The following is a 23,488-nucleotide window of genomic DNA, read 5'->3' as shown; positions in this document are numbered from 1 at the left end:
TAGTCCGTTTAAGTAGATGATTCACAGCTGATGGGGGATTATCAGCACGACAATAAAAAGCAGCTAGAATAAAAAGTAGCGCTGTGCCATTGGCAGATGTTCGGCAGGCTCACATGTCAGCAGCTCACCATCGGCATACACTTCATAGGTCTCAGGATTGACCTCCATCTGAGGACAGTAGCTGTTGAATTTCATGTCTTGTTTGCGTACCTGACGAATGTTGTGTACGGCTTTGATGACCTTTTCTAATTCTAATTGCCTATCAACACCCTTATCAATAGCCGCACTTGACATAAAGGTGATGCAAGTCTGCGCCACTGTCTTGGGGAAGCTACCAAACATGCTGCGATAGTGCACAGGCTGTGGGGTGGATATGGAAGCATTGGGGTCGCCCATAGGTGCCGCTGCAATCAAACCGCCTTTTATAATTAAATCAGGCTTTACACCAAAAAATGCAGGCGACCACAACACTAAATCTGCCCATTTTCCCAACTCAAGTGATCCCACTTCATCACTAATGCCATGGGTAATGGCGGGATTGATGGTGTATTTTGCGAGGTAGCGTTTGATACGAAAGTTGTCGTTGCCGCTATCAGAGTCAGTGGGACTTAGCATGATATTTTTTAATGCTTGCTCAGTTTTAGCCGATTGATCAGGAGCCAGGTGACCACGTTGGGCTTTCATCTTATCAGCCGTTTGCCATGTGCGAATAATGACTTCTCCCACGCGTCCCATCGCTTGCGAATCACTACTCATCATGGAGATGGCGCCCATATCTTGTAAAATATCTTCAGCGGCAATGGTTTCTTTACGAATACGGCTTTCTGCAAAAGCGACATCTTCGGCAATGGCTGGGCTTAAGTGGTGACAAACCATGAGCATGTCGAGATGCTCGTCAATGGTATTGATGGTGAAAGGGCGTGTCGGGTTGGTTGATGAGGGTAAAACATTGGTTTCGCCAATAGCTTTTAAGATATCTGGAGCATGACCACCGCCAGCGCCTTCGGTATGGAAGGTGTGAATACAACGGTCTTTAAACGCGCCTAGATTGCTATCTAAATAGCCGCTTTCATTTAACGTATCAGTATGAATAGCCACTTGCACATCGTATTCTTCAGCCACGCTAAGGCAGTTATCAATGGCTTTGGGCGTGGAGCCCCAGTCTTCATGAAGCTTAAGCCCGATAGCACCCGCTTCAATCTGCTCTACAATGGGGGCAGGTAAACTAACATTGCCTTTACCTAAGAATCCGATATTCATCGGAATAGCATCAGTGGCTTTTAGCATGCTGTGGATATGATAGGCACCAGGCGTACAAGTAGTGGCAAGAGTGCCTTCAGCAGGCCCCGTGCCACCGCCTAACATTGTGGTTACACCAGACATTAGCGCCGTCTCACATTGCTGCGGTGCAATGAAATGAATATGACTATCGATACCGCCAGCAGTCAAGATTTTACCTTCTCCTGCGATAATTTCGGTAGCCGCGCCAATAGGTAACGTCACGTTAGGCTGAATATCAGGGTTGCCAGCTTTACCGATGCCACTGATACGACCCTCTTTGATAGCGATATCTGCCTTATAGATACCGCTGTAGTCCACAATCAGAGCATTGGTAATAATAGTATCGGCAACTTGCTCACCCAGCAGCTGTGACTGACCCATGCCATCGCGGATAACCTTGCCGCCGCCAAATTTAACCTCTTCACCAATGCTAACACTATCAATATCAGGCTGGTGATCAATATGACTGGTCAAATCATACTCAACCTCAAGCCATAAATTTGTATCTGCCAAGCGTACTTTGTCCCCTGTGATAGGGCCAAAATGTTCGGCATAGATACGTCGGTCAATGCGTTTTTTCGAGGTGTTTTGAGAGGTTTTAGGGTCTACAACGCCCATAACTTTGCCAGCAAACCCATAGATATGCTGTCTACCTGAGATGGCAACCAATTCCACTTCGCGCGCTTGTCCCGGCTCAAAGCGCACCGCAGTACCAGATAAGATATTGAGTCGATAGCCAAGCGTCGACTCTCGATCAAAGCTCAGTGCTGCATTGACTTCATAGAAGTGATAATGAGAACCGATTTGAATAGGGCGGTCGCCTGTATTGATTACTGCTATGGTTTGAACGCAGCGACCAGCATTCAAAGCCATATCGCCTGCTTTAATCTTATATTCGCCTACTTTCATCGTCATTTTTATTATCCTTAATCGTCTTACGGCAATGGCTCTAGTTCAATATCGTTGTATACGACTTTATAGCAAGCAAGCTATACGATGGGGTTATGTACCGTCACCAGCTTAGTGCCATCGGGAAAAGTGGCTTCAACTTGGACATCATGTATCATCTCTGCGATGCCTTCCATGACGTCATCGGCAGAGAGATAAGTGGCTCCTTCACTCATCAATTGCGCCACGGTTTTGCCATCACGTGCGCCTTCCATCAGTAACATGCTAATGTAAGCGATAGACTCAGGATAATTGAGTTTTACACCGCGGTTTTTACGACGTTCCGCTACCATACCGGCTGTAAATAGTAAAAGTTTATCTTTCTCTGTAGGATTTAATTGCATAAAGCTTCCTTAATAATTATTGTGCTTTAAAGGCTATTAACCGTTTTTAATCTTCATAAAGTAAATGTGCTAAGTTAAATGTACTAAGTAGAGTCATTCTGGTTTGATTCAGCATTGTTCAGGGATGAGATTAAGTGGGAGCACATGATATTAGGTGTCCCAAATTCTCGGTCGATGAGGCTCAAGCGTGTACCATTTAGACCTGATAAGCTCGCGAATTTGGTAAAAAGCTTCAAAGCAGGCACGCACATCTGCCCCTAAATAACGGCAATTGATACCTTGAAAATTGTGAGTACAGTGAATGGGTAGTGACTGCGTATCAATGAGACTGCGTATCTCGGTGATAGTGGCATCTAAATATTGACCAAGCTTGAGCGGATTATTCTGTAACTCAGGAGCAATGACCTCTGTGCTAGGTATTGCCCAAAAAGAGCCATGCACATGTTGATTGTTCAGTCCTAATGGTGAGGTAAACCAGCGCGTATTTGCTTGCTGGGAGGTGCACTCACTGACCAATAAATCACTCTCACGCCATATCTCTAAGCGGTTGGCATAATGACCATTAGCAAACCTCTCTTGATACGCTTGACGTCCAAATACCGCAATATCCCAAGTCAACAAACTTGCTGTCTTAGCTAAATAAAAGCGGTTATTCGCATTAGAGTTGGAATAATCGTAATAGATGCTTTCTTGGGGTAGCCATTCAAGGACAGCGTGTTCATCGAGGCGGGCGTCGATATGCTGTTCAGCACTGACAACATCATTAAAACAGTCATTAGAAGTGTTGCTGTTTGCCGATTGAGTAACGTTGTTAAATTTTGATGAGTCGCTAGGTCTAGAGTATCGTAACGATTCGCGTTGCCCGTACCATTTACCGGCTCCAGGGGTGGTAATCACCGCATGGCTGTTAGAGTGTAGGTTAAACTCCAATGTTAAGCGGTCATCATCAGCAATGCCAGCAGGAGGATACAATACATAAATATGGCAAATCCCTGCTTGGCTGTTATCAGTACTATCAGGCTCAGGATACAGCGCGCGCTGCACCATTAATGCCCCAGTATGGGCACGATGATACAGCCGAGTTTTTGCAGCAGTAGAGGCGCAGTCGAAATGGAGCTGTAGTGAGGATTGCCAAGTCAAAATTGTATTCCCTTTTATAAAGTGTCCTTTTAGATTGCCACCAACTCTTGAATATTGTTTTTTGCCATGTCACATCCAGCCCCCTGAGCTACCACTTGTCCTCTAGAAAGCACGGTATAGTTATCGGCAAGCTCTTCTGCAAACTCATAAAACTGCTCGACTAAAACAATTGCCATATCGCCTTTATTAGCAAGACTACGAATGACTCTACCAATGTCTTTAATAATGGACGGTTGGATACCTTCAGTCGGCTCATCAAGTACTAGTACTCGAGGCTCTGATGCAAGCGCACGAGCAATAGCAAGTTGCTGCTGCTGACCGCCTGATAGATCACCACCGCGGCGATGCTTCATTTCGTCCAGCACTGGAAATATATCATATAAGTGTTTGGGTACTTTACTTGCTTTACGTTGAGAGAATTTCGCCATGCCAATTAGAATGTTTTCTTCAACGGTCAAAGTAGAAAATATATCACGTCCTTGCGGCACATAAGCGAGTCCTGCGCGTACACGTTGCTCAGGCGTCATCTCACTAATATCCTTACCGTTTAATAAGATTTCACCTGATTTTATTGGTAGGATGCCCATCAAGCATTTAAGCAAGGTGGTTTTACCGACGCCATTACGACCCAGTACCACGCTACATTCTCCTACAGGGGCGGCGAGGGTGACATCACGTAAGATGTGACTGCCACCATAATATTGATTTATGGCATTGATTTCTAACATATAAGCACCTCTATTTTTTTAGGTCTATGTCTAAGTACTACTACCAATTATCGACCTAGATAGGTCTCAATAACGGCCTCATTATTCTGTACTTCACTCAACGTGCCTTCAGCCAAAATAGCGCCATTTGCTAAGACCGTTACTTTTTCACTTATGGCATCAATGAAAGTCATGTCATGCTCAACCACGATTAAAGTATGATTCTCTTTAAGGCGCAGACATAACTCAGCGGTATGTTCGGTTTCGGCATCGGTCATGCCTGCCACAGGCTCATCAAGTAAGATAAGTTTTGGTCTTTGCATCAGTAACATTCCAATCTCTAGCCACTGTTTTTGACCATGAGACAATAATCCTGCTGGCTTGTTAATCAGCTCTTTTAGGCGTATTTGATCAAGCGTTGAGTCAAGGGTATCTTGGATTTCTGTGTCAATACGAGTAAACCAGCTTTTCGATACCCGTTTGTCCTTTGGTGCAGCCAGCATTAAGTTATCAAGTACGGTAAATTTCTCAAATACGGTGGGTTTCTGAAACTTACGGCCAACGCCTGCTTCCGCTATTTCTTCGGTAGATAGTTTGGCTAAATTATGTACTTGACCAAAAAATGCGCTACCTGTGGTCGGGCGCGTTTTACCCGTGATGACATCCATTAACGTGGTTTTACCTGCACCATTAGGACCAATGATGCAGCGCAGTTCGCCTGCCTCAATGTATAAAGATAAATCATTGAGTGCCCGGAATGAGTCAAACCACACGCTAACGTCTTCTAAATACAGCGCAATCCCATGTCTCATATCTGGCCCTGATTTGGGGACAGGATGCGGCAAGCCACCGCTATCTCCATAATCTTCAGTCAGAGTAGTGACTGGTCGGGTAGGCGTGTTTTCTGCGACCGTTATGTGGGGTATATTTTTAGAGTTTTTCATTGGATTATCAATACTAGGATTGTTTTTAACAAGCGCATCGTTAGTAACTTTTTGGGAAGTAGCAACATTAGAAGTAGCAGCATTAGTTATTAACATTATTCTTTTTCCTTTTTAAAACGATCAAGTACGCCAATGATGCCGTTAGGGAGAAATAAAGTAACCACCACAAATAATCCACCTAGGATCAGCAACCAAAACTCAGGGTAGGCGACGGTAAAATAAGTCTTAATCGCATTGATTGCACCTGCGCCTACGATAGCACCAATGAGTGAACCTCTGCCTCCCGCAGCTACCCATACTGCCATCTCGATAGAGTTGACGGGGTTCATCTCGCCCGGATTAATGATGCCCACTTGCGGTACATATAGAGCACCAGCGATACCAGCAATTACTGCAGACAATACCCAAGCAGAAAGCTTGTACCAAAGCGTGCGATAGCCTAAATACTGCAATCGATTTTCACTATCACGAATGGCACCGAGTACGCGCCCATAAGGCTGGCTCATCAGATAGCGTAGTCCAAGATAGGACAGTAGCAGCGCCAAAGCGGTCGTAAAACACAGCACAGCCCTCGTTGAAGAAGCAGTGATGTCATAGCCTAGTAGCGTGGTAAAACCTGTGAAGCCATTGTTACCACCGAAGCCTGTTTCGTTACGGAAGAATAATAAGGCGGCCGCATAGGTCATGGCCTGAGTAATAATCGAAAAATAAACGCCTTTGATCTTGGAGCGAAATGCAAAATAGCCAAAGATAAAAGCGACCAGACCTGGAATTAATACCACTAGAGCCATCGCCCACCAGAAATGTTGAGTGCCTGCCCAATACCACGGCAGCTCGGTCCAACTTAAAAAACGCATAAAGTCTGGCAAGCCCGTGCCAGCAGTTTCACGCGTCAAATACATACCAAAAGCATAACCTCCTAGCGCAAAATAAAGACCATGACCTAAGCTTAGGATGCCGGCATAGCCCCAGACCAAGTCTAAAGCCAGTGCTACCATGGCGAGCGCCATTATTTTACCAATCAAAGTTATCCAGTAAGCAGACAGGTGAAAACTAGAGGTTTCAGGTAGTAAATGGAGCCAAGGCAATATCAACAGCACTAAAAAACACAAACCAATCAAAATGGCATTACGTGGGGAATCAGATAATAATTGAGTCAAACGCATGAGGTTCTCCTTAATCCACAAAACGGCCTTTGAGGGCGAATAAACCTTGTGGACGTTTTTGAATAAACAAAATCACAAGAACCAGTAATACAATCTTAGCCATCACAGCACCAATGCCAATTTCAAGCACCGTACCACTGACACCAAGACCTAAAGATGCCAATACCGCGCCCCATACTTGCCCAACACCGCCAACCACGACGACTAAGAACGCATCAATAATATAAGTCTGACCTAAGTCGGGTCCGACATTGCCTACTTGCGCCAAAGCGCAGCCAGCGAGACCTGCGAGACCTGAGCCAAGTCCAAAAGCCAACATATCGATGCGAGCAGATGAGATACCAACTGCACGAGCCATTTGCCGGTTTTGAGTCACAGCGCGCACAAATAGCCCGAAACGAGTCTTGTTCAGTAAGTACACCAGTAGCATAAGAATAATGATGGTAAAGCCGATAATAGCGATACGGTTGAAGGGAAGTACAAGGCTCGAGGACACTTGATAGGCACCGCTCAACCAGTCGACATTGCTGACTTCGACGTTTTGCGCGCCAAATATCATCCGAACCAACTGCATAAGAATCAGACTGACACCGAAGGTTGCCAGTAAGGTTTCAAGCTCACGACCATAAAGCGGGCGAATAATGATTCGTTCGATAATCATGCCGATAATGGCACTGACTAAGAAAGCGACGGGTATAGCAGCAACCAGATACCATCCAGTCATACTAGGAAAATACGCTTGAAAGAGATTTTGCACCATATAAGTGGCGTAAGCACCAATCATAATGAGCTCACCGTGAGCCATATTGATGACACCCAGTAGTCCAAAAGTAATGGCAAGCCCTAATGCCGCGAGTAGTAAGATACTTGCCGTACTAAGCCCCGTGAACAGATGACCTATCCAAGTACTGATGGTAATGCGATGCTCAATACTATCCTCAGCGTCTAACAGCGCAGATTTGAGTACAGGATCGATATCATCTGCCGCCAATGCTTTTTTGACATCAACTAAGACTTGCGGGCTATCACTATCAGCAAGCACGGTAAGCGCGGCAATTTGCTTGGCGACGTCGCCATCTCTAAAATCAATCCTCGCTTGTAAAGTACTCAACGCCGTTTTGACGTCGTCGTCTTGCTCATTAGTGGCAGCAGTACTTATGAGTGCTGGATCTAGCTGTTCGATATTGTCCGCTAAGATGGCAACTGCCTGCACACGTTGCGTAGGATCGTTTGACTCAAGCTTAACCTTGGCTTGTCCAAACACTAAGGCTGAGCGTAGCGTATTGGTCAAAGTCACTTGCGCCAAGTCGCTAGGCCACTCGGTGGTCAGCTGCTTAGCAGGATAAGTAAATAGCTCATCTTCGCTGTTAAGTAGATAAGTTTGCCCACCATTACCTTGGTATAGCTCATCGTTTTTTATCAGCTCAACTAAAGTATCCAAACTCTCAACTGACCCCGGCCACTGGTTGAGCATGGTTTGGCGCTTGGTGAAGTCAGCAGCAACGAACTGTTCGATAGCGTCCCCTTTACTTATCGCAAGATTAGCAGGCGTAGTCAGAGACTGCTTGTTTTGAGCAAGTAAGGTGTCGTCTTGAGCAAGTAAGGTCTCTTCACTTACAGCATTGGATGTCGCTGCCACAGTATTAGTAGATAGTTTCTCGCCATGGCTGTGGGCTATTGGCGTCTCGTGAGCATGAGCAGCTGATGTGATAGCAATGAGGAGGAGTAAAGATAGTAAGGCGATGATAAAAGTCTTATTAGAATAATTGGCTTGCGCGTCACTTTTATAATAGGAAGGGTAATGTGACATGATGGTTCCTTTTTTGCAGTCAACACTCCTCTAACCTCTACTGAAAACTGTTTTATCAGTAGAGGAGCTAAAGGGTTGCTGGTATTGATACCATTAAGGGGCTAAGGGCTAAGGGCTAAGGATTGCGGTTTAGGTGACAACACCTTATTTAGGAATGTACTGACTCCATGGCTCAGCACGAATGACTTTTGGCGTTTTGCTAATCACATCGAACTGACCATCGGCACGGATTTGACCGATCATGACAGGCTTCCATAAGTGATGGTTTTCCTCATCCATTTTTAATGTATACCCTGATGGCGCGTCAAAAGTCTGACCTCCCATACTAATACGCACTTTATCGACATTAGTGGTACCTGCTTTTTCGACTGCTTGTTTCCACATATTGATACCCACGTAGGTGGCTTCCATAGGATCATTGGTCACGACCTTTTCAGCATTCGGTAGCTTATGATCTAGCGCATATTTCTTATACTTTTTGGTGAAGCCGCTATTGACAGGATTTTTAACCGACATAAAGTAGTTCCATGACGCCAAATGCCCTTGCAATAAGCTAGTATCGATACCGCGAAGCTCTTCTTCTCCTACTGAGAATGCCATGACGGGGATATCAGAGGCTTTGATGCCTTGGTTGGCAAGCTCACGATAGAAGGGTACGTTTGAGTCCCCATTAATGGTAGAGATAACCGCCGTTTTCTTACCCGTCGAGAAGCTTTTAATGTTGCCAACGATAGTCTGATAGTTGCTAAAACCGAAAGGAGTGTACTCTTCCATGATGTCTGTTTCAGCGACCCCTTTAGACTTCAAGAAAGCACGCAGTATCTGGTTAGTAGTCCGAGGATAGACATAGTCTGTCCCAAGTAAGACAAAGCGTTCTGCACTACCGCCCTCTGGGCTCATTAAATATTCAACGGCAGGAATGGCTTGTTGGTTAGGTGCAGCACCAGTGTAGAAAATGTTTTCTGATTGCTCTTGACCTTCGTACTGCACAGGGTAGAACATTAAACCATTTAGTTCTTCAACGACAGGCAGCACGGACTTACGTGATACCGATGTCCAACCACCAAATATGACATCCACTTTGTCTTGAGTTAACAGCTGACGTGCTTTTTCAGCGAATAACGGCCAATCAGAAGCGGGATCTACGACGATTGGCTCTAGCTGCTTACCCAACACACCGCCATTGGCATTAATTTCATCAATGGTCATGAGGGCAGTATCTTTTAATGATGTTTCAGAGATGGCCATCGTCCCAGATAAAGAATGCAAGATACCAACTTTGATGGTGTCACCATCTGCCGCAGGGGTAGTAGCGGTCTCGGCCGTTTCGATTTTTGTGGCTGTAGAATTGGTCTCAGCGCTAGTTTCTGCAGGTTTTTGACAACCTATAAGACTTAAGCTACCTACAACGGCTACTGCTAGTAGAGACAAACGTGATGTGAGTTTTGAGTCGATACGATAGTTTGTACTGATAGGAGTAGCAGTGATAAGCGTTGGCAATAAAGACATATATTTCTCCAAAAAGATAAAGTAGCAGCTTGGTAGGCCGAGTTAACAAACCATTTCTAACTGCTATTAACACTTCAATATTTATGCCATTCCAAAATACACAATAAACGCACCAATATCGGTCTTTTTAGGAGATATTGCACTTTTTTCGCACCATGATGGTTTTTATGATTTTCTATGCACCATAAGTGTCTAGAGTAAGAGGATTAAAACGATTACATTGAAAGCGGTGGGCTGCTAAGTTCAGAAAGCGTAAACAAGGGTGCTTGCAAAGCAAACCCTGATATTAATTAAGCCAATTGAGTACTCATAAAAGCAGTAAGGACTTGCTAGGACATGCCAGCATGTAGTGGCATAATAAATTCGGACAGCTGCTAAGAGGTTATACTAAACAAAAGAAGGAACATAGTATGACCAACAAACGCAATCAATACACCCGAGAATTCAAATTAGAAGCCATCAACTTAGTCGTTGAACACAAACGTAAAATACCTGACGTTGCTGATTCATTGGGGATAGGCAAATCCACCCTCAGAGGTTTATCGCACACTCTAACAAGCCAGCTAAAAACACTAGACAACAAAAAACCCCATAAACATTGCGTTTACGGGGTTTGAATTTGGTGGGCCCAGTAGGACTTGAACCTACGACCAAAGGATTATGAGTCCTCTGCTCTAACCAACTGAGCTATGGGCCCTTTAGACGCACAATGATACCTGATTTTTATATATTTTCAAGTAAAAGTTAGCAGATAGGGCATACTATTTGATGAATTATCACTAATTACCACCAGCCAGCGTCAAACTTCGGCCTCCATCTACAATTATTATCTCACCCGTCACATAACTGGCGTGCGCCAAATAGAGCACGCTATGCGCAATGTCAGCAGGGATGCCTATTCGCTGCATAGGAATGGAGCTTATAATCTTACTTTGCTGCTCGCTATCAATCGCTTGATCGCTATCTGCATCGGGTAAAATATTGACCCCAGGCGCGACCCCATTAACGCGTACATCAGGCGCCATATCCAGTGCTAAAGACTGCACCATCATCCGATGCGCCGCTTTTGCCATATTGTAAACCGTATAATTGGCAAACGGCTTATCATGCGCATGAATATCGAGCAAACTAATAATACAACCTTGTTGTTGTTTAAGATAAGGATATAGCGATTGGCTTAACAACAAAGGCGCTTTGGCATTGGTCAACAGCAGCTCGTCCCATTGGTCATAATTAATACTGCCAAGGGGAGTAGAGTAAAAGCGAGAGGCATTATGTACCAGTACGTCTAGTTGCCCAAATGCCTGCATAATAGTTTGGGTCAGGTGCTTGAGAGTGTCTGCCTGATTTACCACTGCCAAATCCGCGACAATAACCACAGCACTATGAGCGCAAGTATCATTCAGCACGTCTGCTAATGCATGTGCCTCTTGCTCACTATGATGACAATGGATAATGACGCGATAGCCTTGCTTATGAGCCGCACGAACAATTGCAGCACCGATACGCTTAGCGCTACCAGTCACAAGCATAACGGGGGCAGATGCCATCATAGGCTGGGTATTTTTAGATGTTTGAGTCATAATAGAGTTTTAATTAGGATATGGTTTTAAAATTTTAAAGAGTGTTTAATCTTTTTATGTCAGGCTGTTTGCGTTTGTAAATGCTCAATTCTGCATTGACGCAAGGCTTTACCAATCGCTGGACCTTTGAGACTTTGATCAATATCATTCATACCAATACTGTGAAAGCTATTTAATGCCAACATCATCTGACGGTGCTGTATAGATAACTGCAATACTTGGCTTGTGACCAAGAGCTGCGAGAGTTTTTCAGGCTCTTTATGGGCGCTGCAGGCTTGAATAAGATCAATTTTCTCGGCGGCACTGAGTTGGGTTATAACGCTTAATTGGTCAGCTTGTTGTACGAATAAACCAGCAAATTGTGTTTGTACCTTTGGTACTTTAGCCATATTACCTATATCATTAATACTTTTGACCGCTGTTATGGCTTCAGTAGGCTTAGTCTGAAATAACGATGGCTTAAGGCTAACCATTAATAGCGCCCAACGCTGTGATAGATTCAATTGCATCTGACCGGCGAAATATAGCGATGTTTGCACTGTCTCTCGTATCTGATCATCATTCCAAGCCTGATGTAACGGTGCAAAGTACTCTGCAAGGGCACCGATATCAAATAGCTGTTGCCAGTATACCTGAGGGGAGAGCTGCATCATTGCACGGCTCGATTCTTGCCAAATACGCTCGCTACTTAAATGGGTAAGCTCTCCTGAAGCAACCAACTCACACATCAAGACTAACGTGTCATCAGCGATAGTAAAGCCCAAATCGTAATAGCGGCTATAAAAGCGCGCAGTTCTCAGCACCCGTAAAGGGTCTTCGCTAAAGGCACTTGAGACATGGCGCAAGCTCTTACTTTTTATGTCGTCAAGTCCACCATAATAATCAATCACGTCACCACTTATCGGCGTATCGTCGGTTAAGCTAGTAACCTCTATGGCCATGGCATTGACCGTCAAGTCGCGCCGCTGCAAATCGTCTTTTAAACTAACGTCAATACTGGTATGTACGCTAAAGCCCTGATAGCCCAAACCTTGCTTACGCTCAGTTCGTGCGAGGGCATATTCTTCACGGCTCACCGGATGCAAAAATACAGGGAAATCTGCGCCTACTTGCTGAAAACCTGCGTCAAGCATCTCAGTAACTGTTGCCCCAACGACAACGAAGTCTTTATCTTTAATAGGGCGCCCTAATAGCTGATCACGTACTGCACCGCCGACGAGATACACTTGCATAATATTCTCTTTATATTTACTACCAATTAACCTAAATTTTTTCAAAAAAAACCAGCCAATACTTTAAGCATTGGCTGGTTTTAGTATAGCAGACGGTCTCTATAAAAAATGCAAAAGACCGTGTAAATTGCGCACTTTACAGAGCATAATCAATTACTGTTTCTCGTTGTCTAAATCCTGAGCTTCAGTGACCGCAAGTGCCGTCATATTAACCACGCGGCGCGCTGTGGCTGATGGCGTTAGAATATGTACAGGTTTGCTTGCGCCTAACAAAATAGGACCGATAGACGCGCTACCGGTTGCTGTTTTAAGCAGGTTAAAGGCAATGTTCGACGCATCTAACGTTGGCAAGATGAGTAGATTTGCTGAACCTTTAAGATTGCTCGAAGGCAAGTCATTGGCACGGATATGTTCGTCAAGTGCAGCATCACCTTGCATTTCACCGTCAAACTCAAAATCGACATTCATCTCGGTCAGCAGTTGATGTACTTTACGCATTTTGACCGCACTGGCACGATCAGAAGTTCCGAAGTTTGAATGCGACACCAAAGCCACACGTGGGGTAATGCTAAAGCGGCACAATTGCTCAGCTGCCAATACAGTCATCTCAGCCAATTGCTCAGCCGTTGGATCTTCATGGATATAGGTATCAGCAATAAAAATATTACGATCTTGCATGAGCACTGCATTCATCGCGTAAAAATCATTAATGCCTTCTTTTTTATTGATTACTCTGCCGACATATTTTAAATGCAGCTGATAGTGACCGAATGTACCACAAATCATACCATCGGCATCGCCATTTTCAACCAAAAGAGCACCAATTAAAGAGGTCTTGCGGCGCACATCGCGGCGAGCAAGCTCGATACTGACCCCAGTACGTTTGTTTTTCTCGTAGTAGCCTTTCCAGTAATCGTTATAGCGCGGATCATCATCAACATTGACGATAGTAATGTTCACGCCATCTTTCAAGCGTAATGCTAGCTTGGCGATGTTATTTTCGATCACTGAAGGACGACCGACCAAGATTGGATAAGCCAACTGCTCATCGACGACTACTTGTACTGCTAATAGTACGTTGCTGTCTTCGCCTTCACAGTAAACGATACGTTTTGGATCTGCTTTTGCACGAGCAAAAATAGGCTTCATTACAAACGCTGAGTTATAGACAAACTCAGACAGACGCTGACGATAGGCTTTCATATCTGCGATAGGAAGCGTTGCAACGCCTGAATCCATAGCCGCTTTTGCGACTGCAGAGGCGATTTCAATGATTAGGTTTGGCTCAAGTGGTCCTGGGATCAGGTAATCACGACCAAAGCTTGGCGTACTTTCAACGTTTTTGACGTTGCTCATTGGCGTCGCTTCAACATGTGCCATGGCAGCAATGGCGCGTACGCATGCAATTTTCATCTCTTCGTTAACAGTCGTTGCGCCTACATCTAATGCACCGCGGAAGATATAAGGGAAACACAATGCGTTGTTTACTTGGTTTGGATAATCAGAGCGACCGGTTGCCATAATAACGTCTGGACGGACGGCATGGGCGATTTCTGGCATGATCTCAGGCGTTGGGTTAGCAAGCGCAAAGATGATAGGGTCTTTTGCCATACGGCGAACCATGTCTTCTGTCAATGTACCAGGCATAGATAAGCCTAGGAACATGTCGACATCATCCATTAGCTCTTCAATAGTCGTAGCAGTGGTTTCACGAGCGTAGCGTTGTTTGGTTTCATCAAGGTTTTCACGGGTAGTAGAGATAATGCCACGTGAGTCTGATACGTAGATATTGTTTTTATTCACACCAAGGGCGCAAATGATATCCAAGCAAGAAATCGCTGCAGCACCGGCACCAGAACAAATGATTTTAATATCTTCAATTTTTTTGTTCGTGATGATTAATGCATTAAGCATCGCCGCCGCAACAATGATTGACGTGCCATGTTGGTCGTCATGGAATACTGGAATGTTCATACGCTTACGCAATTCGCGCTCGATTTTGAAACACTCTGGTGCTTTGATGTCTTCTAAATTAATCCCACCAAACGTAGGCTCTAAAGAAGCAACAGCCTCAATGAATTTGTCCGGATCATTTTGTGCAATTTCAATATCAAAAACGTCGATACCAGCGAACTTTTTGAATAGAACCCCTTTGCCTTCCATAACAGGCTTTGATGCCAATGGACCGATATTTCCCAAACCTAGCACCGCTGTACCATTGGTAATAACACCAACTAAGTTGCTACGTGCGGTATATTTTGCCGCAAGAGATGGGTCTCTTTGAATCTCAAGACAAGGTACTGCCACACCTGGTGAATAGGCGAGCGCCAGATCACGTTGGTTTGCCAATTGCTTGATAGGAGTAACTGAGATTTTACCAGGGCGAGGGAACTCATGGTAATGTAAGGCAGCTTGTTCAAACTGCTCTTTTTCCGTACTAGGGGTGTCCGTATTCAAAGTGATATCGTCATTCATAATAATTGCCATGGTTAGGATAAATTGGAATAAATTAAATGGTGATAAAAACTAATGCCTAATTCTCAATAACCATTGAATATGATCATGAGTGTACATTGATTGTTAAGGGGTGCTATGCGGCGCTTAAACATCAGCAAAAAACAACAATAGTGCAAAATAGATAGTCTACATTATCGCCAATAATTTGCCTAGCTAAGGACTATGAACTGCGCACACAATATAATAAATTGATATTCATTATTTAGCTAGTTGATAATGCCAAAAAAATGACCCAAATATCAACCCCAAATGCAAAATATTTCAAAATATTACAGAATAAATATATATTAAGACGAACAGCTGATTGGCATTTGCGGTGCATGAGGCGCAGGCGGTAAGGTATCAAGGTCAATGGCGCTATCATGTAGCGTATAAGGGCTAGCAAGCAACTCGAATACTCTATTTAGTTCTTCAAACTGTCCTTGCTCTGCGGCAACGATAACACGCTGAGCCATGCTGTTACGCAATACATAAATAGGATTGCTGGCTTGCATATCCTCAATTGCTTGAGTAATCGATACCTGCTTTACTTGTGCCAGATAACGGATCGACCATGCTTGCCAGACTTGCTGTGCTTCAGGATTCAGCTCGGCCGTCAAGGTTGCAAGCAACTGCTGCTCATAAGGATGAGGTGCGATTAATCCTAATAACGCTCGGAAGCTATTGGTATAGTCGAGTAGATTATCCTCTAGCAGTGTCAACCATTCAAACGCTAAGCTTAAACTCTCACGCTGATGCGGCAACCCAAGCTTGCGACACAGCCCTTGCTGATAATGCTGCATAAAGGTCGCTTCATAAGGTGCTAGACAATCTGCTAACGTCTCGCGCGTCACACCGTCTAGACGCATAAAGTGCGGTAACCAAATATTTAGATTCCAATGACCAATAGCAGGCTGATTTTGATAGGCGTAGCGTCCGCTATGATCAGAGTGATTATTAATCCAAGCAGGGTTAAAGCGTTCCATAAAGCCAAATGGACCAAAATCTAGAGTACTGCCGGTAATAGACAAGTTATCCGTATTCATAACGCCATGCGCAAATCCAATCAGTTGCCAATCAGCTATCATGCGTGCGGTACGCTCAACCACCGCTTGTAAAAATGCTAGAACTGGCTTATCACTCTCACGGCACTCTGGATAATAAGTATCAATCATATAGTCGGTAAATTCGCCAAGTAGGTCAGGCGCAAAGCTGGCAATCCACTCAACATGACCGAAGCGAATATGACTGTCAGCCACACGCATTAAAGCCGCTCCTGCTTCTATTCGTTCGCGGCGCACTTTGGTATCTGATACCACAAATCCCAAGGCATTAGAGGAGGAAATACCAAGCTGAGTGAGCGCATGACCACATAAATACTCACGAATGGTACTGCGTAATACTGCACGCCCATCACCCATGCGTGAGTAGGGCGTCAAGCCTACACCCTTTAGATGTAAATCTTGTAGTTGATTGTTTTTATCGAGTACTTGCGCCATCAATAAGCCGCGACCATCGCCCAATTGCCCCGCCCATTGCCCAAACTGGTGACCGGCATACGCCATTGATAAAGGCTGAAATTCAGCTGGCACATACTGCCCACCAAGTATTTCAACCCAACGATTCATCAAATCTGTATCTTCCGTCCAGCCCAGCTGCTCAGCAACTTGAATATTAAAATGACCGACACGAGGATTGTCTAATGGGTTTGGCAGTTGCTCATGATAAAGACGGGTGTCCAATTGAGCATAGGTATTTTGATAGCGCATAAGAGCCGTTCCAATTTAAAGATAAAAGCTGGGAGAGGAAATTTAAGATATGAATAGAATAAACTCACTATAACATAGCCTTGATATAGCAGCATTGCACTCTGTCCGTCTCTTGTAAATCATGATTAATTATCACATCATTGTTAATCACACTATTATTTATTAATAGACATGATACTTAATACCGCACGAAAAAATCCCCCTATCTTTTACAGATAGAGGGAAGGAGAAACGTCACAATAAAATACTAAATAATCAACCAGTGATCAATGCTTAAGCCGCTTTTGCGCTTTCGCCGATAGAGCGAAATGCTGTTTTTAGGTTGCTGTTATGCGCCAATATTTTTTGTTCAATCTTGGCATAATCTTGCTTTAACTCATCTTCAACTTCATGCAAGCGATCAGCAAACTCGGTCTTTTTCAGCTCAATGGTTTTTGCTTTTAATGCTTGCCATTCTTCAACCGTTTGCGTAAAAGCATCATATTCAAACTTAATACGATCTTGGAAGCTTTTCATCGCATGAGGAATATCAATACCACTTGATGTGACCGTATCGATCTGCTGCTGAGCGGCTTTAAATTGCATTTGTACTTCAGCATGCTTGATAGTGGTGTCGTCAACAGTACGTAGCTCAGTAGTTAAACCCAGCTTCGATAAACCAGCGATGAGCCATTTGGTTGGATCATACTGCCACCATTTTACGCCATTACGATAATCGTATTGGAAGAAGTGATGATAGTTATGATAACCCTCACCCCACGTAAATAGAGCCAAGAAGAAGTTATCACGGGCAGTGTTGGTATCGGTATAAGGACGCGACCCAAACATATGACATAGCGAATTGATAAAGAAGGTAAAGTGATGCGTCAGTACCAGACGTAGCAAACCGACGATGACCAAAGTACCCCAAACATCACCCAATAACCAACCGATCGCGGCGACTGCACCGATGTTCAATGCAGCAACCCATAAACCGTAATATTTATGCTGAATTTGCAGCGTTCTGTCTTTGGTCAGGTCAGGGATATTTTTATAGTCAAACTTACCACTAGGATAATTGCGTAGCATCCAGCCCATATGACTAAAGAAAAAGCCACGTTTCGCTGAGTAAGGGTCTTCTAAGCGATCATCGACATGACGATGATGCGTACGGTGACCAGAAACCCAATCAAACGCTGAACCCTGTACCGCAAAGGTAGAACCTAGCAATAAAAAGTTTTTGACGATTGGATGCGCTTTATAAGCACGATGCGATAGTAAACGGTGATAACCAGCTGTGATACTGATACCCGTCCAAACCATAAACGCACCAAATACGCCCCAAACCGGTGCGCTGACTTGATGGGTGAACAGATACCATGGCGTAATAATTGCTGCAGCAATAGGCGTGGCTACCAGAATAGTCGCTGGAATCCAGTTAATCGGTGCTTTGGTAAACTCAAATTCACGCATATCGATATTGTCTACATCGGTAGGCAGTTCAGTCTGCTCAGAGGCGCTTGCATAGTTGCGTTTGGCAACAGGCATCTCATCGAGTGAGTTTTTTGCTTTATTCTCATCAAAACGTGTTTTAAAACGTGTGACTTGAATGCTGGCATTTTTGACAAGTGTGTCACCAGATTTGATAGCGAAACGTAAGCCTTTAAGCGGTAAGCCAAGTGCTTTTTTTGCAATCATATAATATCCCTAACGGTATTAATTTAAGCGTCTATATTACCTTAAATACTTAGTAAAGTGAACACTTATACACTATAAAAATATTGCTAAATAACAATAACTTGTATGGATTATAGTAGGTGTTATGGCAAATAAGCCGTGACTTATCAGCTATAAGGTAAAAATGTAAGTAAAACAATAAATATGTACATCACAAAAGCGAGTTTAGAAATAGGAGTAATGCGTTAAGGTAATAATAAATAGCTTGGATAATCAGTAATAATCACATCAACTTGCCAGTTTATAAGCTGCTTAATAGTCTCAATATCATTGACCGTCCATGCACTTACAGGTAAGTCATAGCGATGACAATACTGTATGACTTCACGATCCAAAAGCGGATAGTGGATACCTAATTGCTTACAGCCAAGTTGTAAGGCAGTATTGGGAGCCTGTTTCAGTAGTTTAGGCTCTCGAATAAGCAGCCCACGTGGTATATGCCTTATGAAAGTACTGCGTTGTAAATGGGCATGCAGCTCAACATCAAAGCTGGTTAGCACAATCGGTAGGCTAGCAAGGGGGCTATCAATGAGGTCACGCATCAAGGCTTTTACGAGTTTGGCATAATCAGTGCGACTATGAGTTTTAACCTCAAGCTCAATATAAGTATAGATATTTAGAGCAGAAGCAATGTCAAGCAACGTGATAATTGGCTGACCAAACTGATGATGACGCTGTATTTCGCTCACATTTAGCTGGTCTAGACGCGACTGCTGCGCACACATGCGCTCAAGCGTTTCATCATGAAAGACGATGAGCTGTCCATCTCGGCTAAGTTGTACATCGAACTCTATACCTGCCAAACCAGAGCTTTGCAAATTTTGCGCATATTCAAAACCTGATAAGGTATTTTCTAACGCTTCACCGCGCGCGCCGCGATGACCAAGTAGCAAGGTGTTCTTAAGATCTATCATAACCAGTGACCATCTCATATTTTGAGCATTATAATGGAAATATTATATCGTCTGTTATTAACTGCATCCAACGCTATCACGTATCAAAGCGTATTGAATAAAGCATTTATAAAAATTTTATGCTGATAAAACTTTCTGTCATCATCTAAATATTTGTTTAAGTAAATATATATTTGTAGCTTTTTTGCAACTAAAGCTAGATTTCGGACACAATGTTGAACGTTATTTGTATATCAGTAGGCTACATGGATGACCATCTCCTGCAAACACCGTATAATAATGTGGTTTTCAAATCTATCGCAATGCCGGTTTCTGCTAGATTTGAGTTTTATAGTGTAAATGTCAAATACTGTCCGTGAGCGACGGTACGAATCAGTAAATTGGAGCAAAAGAGATATGAGCGTAGCAAATAAAAGTGTGAGCAAATGGTATAAGGTTGCTGGTATCGGCATGGTATGTGGTTTAGCGCTTGCTGGTTGTGATCGCTCAGAAAAAGACGATGCCGAAACGGTAGAAGTGACTGAGCAAGAAACACAGGTTAGTGAAAACGCTGCTGCCACGGCAGTGAGCTGTGATGATCCTATGGTACAAGACCGCCTCAAATCCGCTTTGAAAAATACGCTCAATCAACAAGCCCAAACTTTAGCAGTCAGTTATGCCAACGATGCAGAGATTGGCTTAGGCAGCGGTGTGGTTTCTACTAAAGCAAACGGTATTATCATCGATATACAAAATGCTGCCGTGTTGCAAGCAACCAATGAAAATGGTCTGACAACCTGTCAGGCAAGCGTCAGCATGACTCTGCCAAGTGAAGACTTATATCAAGCCAGCCAAGTGCAAGCCGCTAATAATCAGCCAAGTTTGCAATCGCGCTTAGCCAATGACAATATTCGTATCAATAACAATATGCTCATTGATGATGCTTTTACCTATGTTGTTGGTACGCAAGGTGGTCAAGTACGTACACGTATCGCAGGACAGCCAGCATTATTAACAGTGGTATCAGAAGTGGTCGCCAGCTCAACGCTCCAGTCAGCAATGGAAGAGCAGCGCGCCCAACGTGGCACTCAGCAACCTGAACGCCGCCGTGAACCAGCACAGAATACACAGAGCAATAATAATACTAGCCAGCCAAGAGCGGTAACGCCAGCTGCGCCTGTGCGTCCAGCACAACCTGCTAAGCCACCAGTTGTTAATCAAAACAGCAGTCAAAATACAAAGACGCCAAGTAGCACTCCGTCAGCGCCAACACCTAGCACTACTGCGCCTAGTACAGTAACTCCTACACCTGCTGCTCCAGAAGCACCAAAAGCAACGCCTAAAGATGAAAGCATTGATATGGTCATTATTGAAGATAAAGAAGCAACTTATTAATCTTATTGCTACTAAATATCGATAAGCATCGTTTCAGTATTTCAATAAAAAAACGCCTGCAACATATTTATTGCAGGCGTTTTTTTATGGTTCATTAAATGGCTCAACTATCAGCGAATTTTTGTAATACTTGGCTGTCCCACAAGACTTCAGAGACCTGTTCAGGGTCTGTGCAAAAACGTGCGGCGACAAAGAGCCAATCAGACAAACGGTTGATAAAGCTGACCGCTGTCGGTCGAATGGCTTGAGGCTGCGCTTGTCTTAGTAATACTGCTTGGCGCTCAGCGCGGCGACAAACAGTACGTGCCACATGCAACTGGCTGACCAATAATGAGCCTGTTGGTAAGATAAAGTCTTTTAGCGGTGGTAACGTCGTATTCATCGCATCGATCTGCTGCTCAAGCCAATCAATATGAATCGTATTTACGCCTTCATATTCTGGCATAGCAAGCTCACCACCGATATTAAATAATAAATGTTGAATAATGACTAAAGCTTGGGCAAAGTCGACTTCTTGCTTTGTTTGCAAGCGTTCAGGTAGCTGTTGGCTGTGACTTGAATTATTGGTTTGCGCACTTAACGCTTGAGTAAGCTGCGCACGTACCAAGCCAATGTGCGAGTTGAGCTCGTCAATATCACCCATCACACTAAATAGGATGTCCGCCTTGCTAACGCGGCTGCCATCTGCCATGCCAGTACTACCATCATCGCCAGTACGCGTATAAATTTTGCTTAAACGATTGCCCATATTTTTATCCTTAACTATCAATGTTTTTATCATTACAGAGTCTTACTTGCGCGCTCATTGTAGTATTTTACGAGCATTTTCGCTAAGATAATGGGTTAAGTTTTATATTGATGTTCTCTTTACCCTTGATTTATGCATGATTTGCTTATGTAAGCGCTTTTTTATTGGCTAAGCGTACATGATTGCTAGGCTTGTTTTCTCTTATACTTTTAATTTAAAGGCTTTATGACTATGACCACACCTCTTGCAGACGCGATGTCTCAGCTCGTCATCTATGACTCACTTACTGGACGCAAGCAAGCATTCAAGCCGCTTGCCACGGGCAAAGTTGGCATGTATGTGTGTGGCATGACGGTTTATGATTATTGTCATATCGGTCACGCTCGAGTGATGGTTGGCTTTGATATGGCAGTACGTTGGCTTGCACAATTGGGCTATGATGTAAATTACGTGCGTAATATTACTGATATTGATGACAAAATCATTACTCGTGCTGCCGAAAATGGTGAAGAGATTGGCACATTGACCCAACGTTTTATTACTGCCATGCATGAAGATGCGACAGCACTTGGCTGCTTGTCCCCTGATGCAGAACCGCGTGCGACCGATCATATCGATGAGATGCAGCAGATGATTGAGACGCTGGTTAGTAATGACTATGCCTACGCGGGTGATAATGGTGATGTCTACTATGCAGTCGATAGCTTCGCAGATTATGGCAAATTGTCAAAACGTAACCTTGATGATATGCAGGCAGGATCACGGGTTGAAGTCGAAAACGACAAGCGCAATCCGTTTGACTTTGTGTTATGGAAAGCGGCGAAACCGGATGAGCCGCAATGGGCATCAGCGTGGGGTCAAGGGCGTCCAGGCTGGCATATTGAATGCTCAGCGATGTCGACCAAATGCCTTGGTAATACCTTTGATATCCATGGCGGCGGTCATGATTTGCAGTTCCCGCATCATGAAAATGAGATTGCCCAATCTGAAGCAGCGACCGGCTGTGAATACGCGCGTAACTGGATGCACGTTGGTTTTATCAATGTTGATGGCGAAAAAATGTCTAAATCATTGGGTAACTTTTTTACCATTCGTGATGTCATGGCAAAATACTTACCAGAAACGGTTCGTTTCTTCTTATTGTCGAGTCATTATCGCAGTCAAGTAAACTTCTCTGATAGTGCCTTGGACGAAGCGCATAATAGCCTAAGCAGGTTGTATCAAGCATTAAAAGTTGCTGAACAACAAAAAGGTGAAGTACTTATTATCGATGAAGCCTTGATTCATAATGCCTATGCTAGTGCGGTGGGACAAGACTTTATCAAAGCCATGAATGACGACTTTAATAGCTCAACGGCAATCAGTGTGCTGTTTGGATTGGCGCGTGATATCAATAAAGCGAGTAAAGCACAAGATGTAGAGACTGCATGGCAATTAGCGCAGCACTTAAAAGCTTTGGCGCAAACGCTTAATATTTTACAGCAGCCTGTGCAGCAGTTCTTGCAAGCCGTCATTGGTGAAGCAGCTGAAGATAGTTTAACCGACGAAGCCATTGATGGGCTAATCATCGAGCGTACAGATGCCAAAACCAATAAAGACTTTGCGCGTGCTGATGAGATACGTGTGCAGTTGAAAGATGCTGGTATTGAGCTTGAAGACAGTCGTGCGGGCACCACTTGGCGCCGTGCTTAATGTAAGCATTAGTTTTTTGCGCTTGTTCATTCACAAACAATAATAAATTAAGCCAGCTATCTGCTGGCTTTTTTGTGTCTTCTGCATTAGCTTAATATCATACTTATTAGCAAGA

At 43.9% G+C, this 23,488-nt stretch carries 18 protein-coding genes and 1 tRNA gene; 3 read left to right on the top strand and 16 right to left on the bottom strand.

The annotated features are described in order from the left end of the window. Window positions 1–63: 63 nt before the first annotated feature. The 8 genes from ureC to urtA form a co-directional block, all read right to left on the bottom strand. Window positions 64–2,196, bottom strand: a complete 2,133-nt coding sequence (gene ureC / locus H0262_RS07050; protein WP_181210226.1) for an urease subunit alpha — start codon at window positions 2,194–2,196, stop codon at window positions 64–66. 74 nt (window positions 2,197–2,270) lie between these two features. After that, window positions 2,271–2,573: an urease subunit gamma gene (ureA, locus tag H0262_RS07045; RefSeq protein WP_010200554.1), complete on the bottom strand. Its 303-nt coding sequence runs from the start codon at window positions 2,571–2,573 to the stop codon at window positions 2,271–2,273. A 150-nt stretch (window positions 2,574–2,723) separates the two neighbouring features. Then, complete coding sequence (locus H0262_RS07040) at window positions 2,724–3,713, bottom strand: urease accessory protein UreD (protein WP_181210225.1); 990 nt, start codon at window positions 3,711–3,713, stop codon at window positions 2,724–2,726. 29 nt (window positions 3,714–3,742) lie between these two features. After that, window positions 3,743–4,441 (bottom strand): urea ABC transporter ATP-binding subunit UrtE, encoded by a 699-nt coding sequence (urtE, locus tag H0262_RS07035; RefSeq protein ID WP_181210224.1) that lies wholly within the window; start codon window positions 4,439–4,441, stop codon window positions 3,743–3,745. A gap of 47 nt (window positions 4,442–4,488) precedes the next feature. Then, the gene (gene urtD / locus H0262_RS07030; RefSeq protein WP_181210223.1) at window positions 4,489–5,460 is read right to left on the bottom strand and encodes an urea ABC transporter ATP-binding protein UrtD; all 972 of its coding nucleotides are present in this window, start codon (window positions 5,458–5,460) and stop codon (window positions 4,489–4,491) included. Next, on the bottom strand, window positions 5,460–6,530 hold the full coding sequence (urtC, locus tag H0262_RS07025; protein ID WP_181210222.1) for an urea ABC transporter permease subunit UrtC: 1,071 nt from the start codon (window positions 6,528–6,530) through the stop codon (window positions 5,460–5,462). Before urtC ends, urtD begins: the two co-directional genes overlap by 1 nt. Window positions 6,531–6,540: 10 nt before the next feature. Beyond that, the gene (gene urtB, locus H0262_RS07020; RefSeq protein ID WP_181210221.1) at window positions 6,541–8,340 is read right to left on the bottom strand and encodes an urea ABC transporter permease subunit UrtB; all 1,800 of its coding nucleotides are present in this window, start codon (window positions 8,338–8,340) and stop codon (window positions 6,541–6,543) included. A gap of 144 nt (window positions 8,341–8,484) precedes the next feature. Then, complete coding sequence (gene urtA / locus H0262_RS07015; protein ID WP_181210358.1) at window positions 8,485–9,795, bottom strand: urea ABC transporter substrate-binding protein; 1,311 nt, start codon at window positions 9,793–9,795, stop codon at window positions 8,485–8,487. Between the two features lie 464 nt (window positions 9,796–10,259). On the opposite strand from urtA, the gene H0262_RS07010 reads away from it, so the two are divergent. Further along, window positions 10,260–10,466, top strand: coding sequence for a transposase (locus tag H0262_RS07010; RefSeq protein ID WP_181210220.1), 207 nt, complete (start codon window positions 10,260–10,262; stop codon window positions 10,464–10,466). 3 nt (window positions 10,467–10,469) lie between these two features. Here the strand turns inward: H0262_RS07010 and H0262_RS07005 are convergent. The 7 genes from H0262_RS07005 to H0262_RS06975 form a co-directional block, all read right to left on the bottom strand. Beyond that, window positions 10,470–10,546, bottom strand: a tRNA-Ile gene (locus H0262_RS07005). 82 nt (window positions 10,547–10,628) lie between these two features. Then, entirely contained in the window at window positions 10,629–11,432 is an 804-nt protein-coding gene (locus H0262_RS07000; protein ID WP_259275426.1) for a pteridine reductase, read from the bottom strand. Between the two features lie 59 nt (window positions 11,433–11,491). Beyond that, window positions 11,492–12,664, bottom strand: coding sequence for a tRNA nucleotidyltransferase (locus H0262_RS06995; protein WP_181210219.1), 1,173 nt, complete (start codon window positions 12,662–12,664; stop codon window positions 11,492–11,494). 153 nt (window positions 12,665–12,817) lie between these two features. Next, window positions 12,818–15,139 carry an NADP-dependent malic enzyme gene (locus H0262_RS06990; protein WP_020443216.1) on the bottom strand — a complete coding sequence of 774 codons (2,322 nt, stop codon included), beginning with the start codon at window positions 15,137–15,139 and terminating at the stop codon, window positions 12,818–12,820. Between the two features lie 329 nt (window positions 15,140–15,468). Then, window positions 15,469–16,929, bottom strand: a complete 1,461-nt coding sequence (locus H0262_RS06985) for a YdiU family protein (protein ID WP_181210218.1) — start codon at window positions 16,927–16,929, stop codon at window positions 15,469–15,471. Window positions 16,930–17,202: 273 nt separating this feature from the next. Continuing rightward, a complete protein-coding gene (locus tag H0262_RS06980) occupies window positions 17,203–18,381 on the bottom strand; it encodes a fatty acid desaturase (protein WP_181210356.1) in 1,179 nt (392 codons plus the stop codon). Between the two features lie 449 nt (window positions 18,382–18,830). Further along, window positions 18,831–19,559: a glycerophosphodiester phosphodiesterase gene (locus H0262_RS06975; RefSeq protein ID WP_181210217.1), complete on the bottom strand. Its 729-nt coding sequence runs from the start codon at window positions 19,557–19,559 to the stop codon at window positions 18,831–18,833. A 396-nt stretch (window positions 19,560–19,955) separates the two neighbouring features. Between H0262_RS06975 and H0262_RS06970 the strand changes: the two genes are divergently transcribed. Then, window positions 19,956–20,933 (top strand): hypothetical protein, encoded by a 978-nt coding sequence (locus tag H0262_RS06970; RefSeq protein WP_011513341.1) that lies wholly within the window; start codon window positions 19,956–19,958, stop codon window positions 20,931–20,933. A 103-nt stretch (window positions 20,934–21,036) separates the two neighbouring features. Here the strand turns inward: H0262_RS06970 and H0262_RS06965 are convergent, their stop codons facing one another. Continuing rightward, window positions 21,037–21,681 carry a cob(I)yrinic acid a,c-diamide adenosyltransferase gene (locus H0262_RS06965; protein WP_181210216.1) on the bottom strand — a complete coding sequence of 215 codons (645 nt, stop codon included), beginning with the start codon at window positions 21,679–21,681 and terminating at the stop codon, window positions 21,037–21,039. A 225-nt stretch (window positions 21,682–21,906) separates the two neighbouring features. On the opposite strand from H0262_RS06965, the gene cysS reads away from it, so the two are divergent. Beyond that, window positions 21,907–23,373, top strand: a complete 1,467-nt coding sequence (gene cysS / locus H0262_RS06960; protein WP_181210215.1) for a cysteine--tRNA ligase — start codon at window positions 21,907–21,909, stop codon at window positions 23,371–23,373. Window positions 23,374–23,488: the final 115 nt, after the last annotated feature.

The sequence above is a fragment of the Psychrobacter sp. D2 genome (assembly GCF_013608135.1).
GTDB classification, from domain to species: Bacteria; Pseudomonadota; Gammaproteobacteria; order Pseudomonadales; family Moraxellaceae; genus Psychrobacter; species Psychrobacter cryohalolentis.
Note: the sequence above shows the minus strand (reverse complement) of the source record. Positions and strands in the feature narration are given on the sequence as shown.

Bases quoted from the DNA above. Each gene is read 5' to 3' on its own strand.
- H0262_RS06995 (WP_181210219.1), bottom strand. From the start codon at position 12,664: ATGCAAGTGTATCTCGTCGGCGGTGCAGTACGTGATCAGCTATTAGGG.
- urtD (WP_181210223.1), bottom strand. From the start codon at position 5,460: ATGTTAATAACTAATGCTGCTACTTCTAATGTTGCTACTTCCCAAAAA.
- ureC (WP_181210226.1), bottom strand. From the start codon at position 2,196: ATGACGATGAAAGTAGGCGAATATAAGATTAAAGCAGGCGATATGGCT.
- H0262_RS06980 (WP_181210356.1), bottom strand. From the start codon at position 18,381: ATGCGTGAATTTGAGTTTACCAAAGCACCGATTAACTGGATTCCAGCG.
- H0262_RS06975 (WP_181210217.1), bottom strand. From the start codon at position 19,559: ATGATAGATCTTAAGAACACCTTGCTACTTGGTCATCGCGGCGCGCGC.
- urtC (WP_181210222.1), bottom strand. From the start codon at position 6,530: ATGCGTTTGACTCAATTATTATCTGATTCCCCACGTAATGCCATTTTG.
- ureA (WP_010200554.1), bottom strand. From the start codon at position 2,573: ATGCAATTAAATCCTACAGAGAAAGATAAACTTTTACTATTTACAGCC.
- H0262_RS06965 (WP_181210216.1), bottom strand. From the start codon at position 21,681: ATGGGCAATCGTTTAAGCAAAATTTATACGCGTACTGGCGATGATGGT.
- H0262_RS07010 (WP_181210220.1), top strand. From the start codon at position 10,260: ATGACCAACAAACGCAATCAATACACCCGAGAATTCAAATTAGAAGCC.
- urtB (WP_181210221.1), bottom strand. From the start codon at position 8,340: ATGTCACATTACCCTTCCTATTATAAAAGTGACGCGCAAGCCAATTAT.
- urtE (WP_181210224.1), bottom strand. From the start codon at position 4,441: ATGTTAGAAATCAATGCCATAAATCAATATTATGGTGGCAGTCACATC.
- H0262_RS06970 (WP_011513341.1), top strand. From the start codon at position 19,956: ATGAGCGTAGCAAATAAAAGTGTGAGCAAATGGTATAAGGTTGCTGGT.
- H0262_RS06990 (WP_020443216.1), bottom strand. From the start codon at position 15,139: ATGAATGACGATATCACTTTGAATACGGACACCCCTAGTACGGAAAAA.
- H0262_RS06985 (WP_181210218.1), bottom strand. From the start codon at position 16,929: ATGCGCTATCAAAATACCTATGCTCAATTGGACACCCGTCTTTATCAT.
- H0262_RS07000 (WP_259275426.1), bottom strand. From the start codon at position 11,432: ATGACTCAAACATCTAAAAATACCCAGCCTATGATGGCATCTGCCCCC.
- cysS (WP_181210215.1), top strand. From the start codon at position 21,907: ATGACTATGACCACACCTCTTGCAGACGCGATGTCTCAGCTCGTCATC.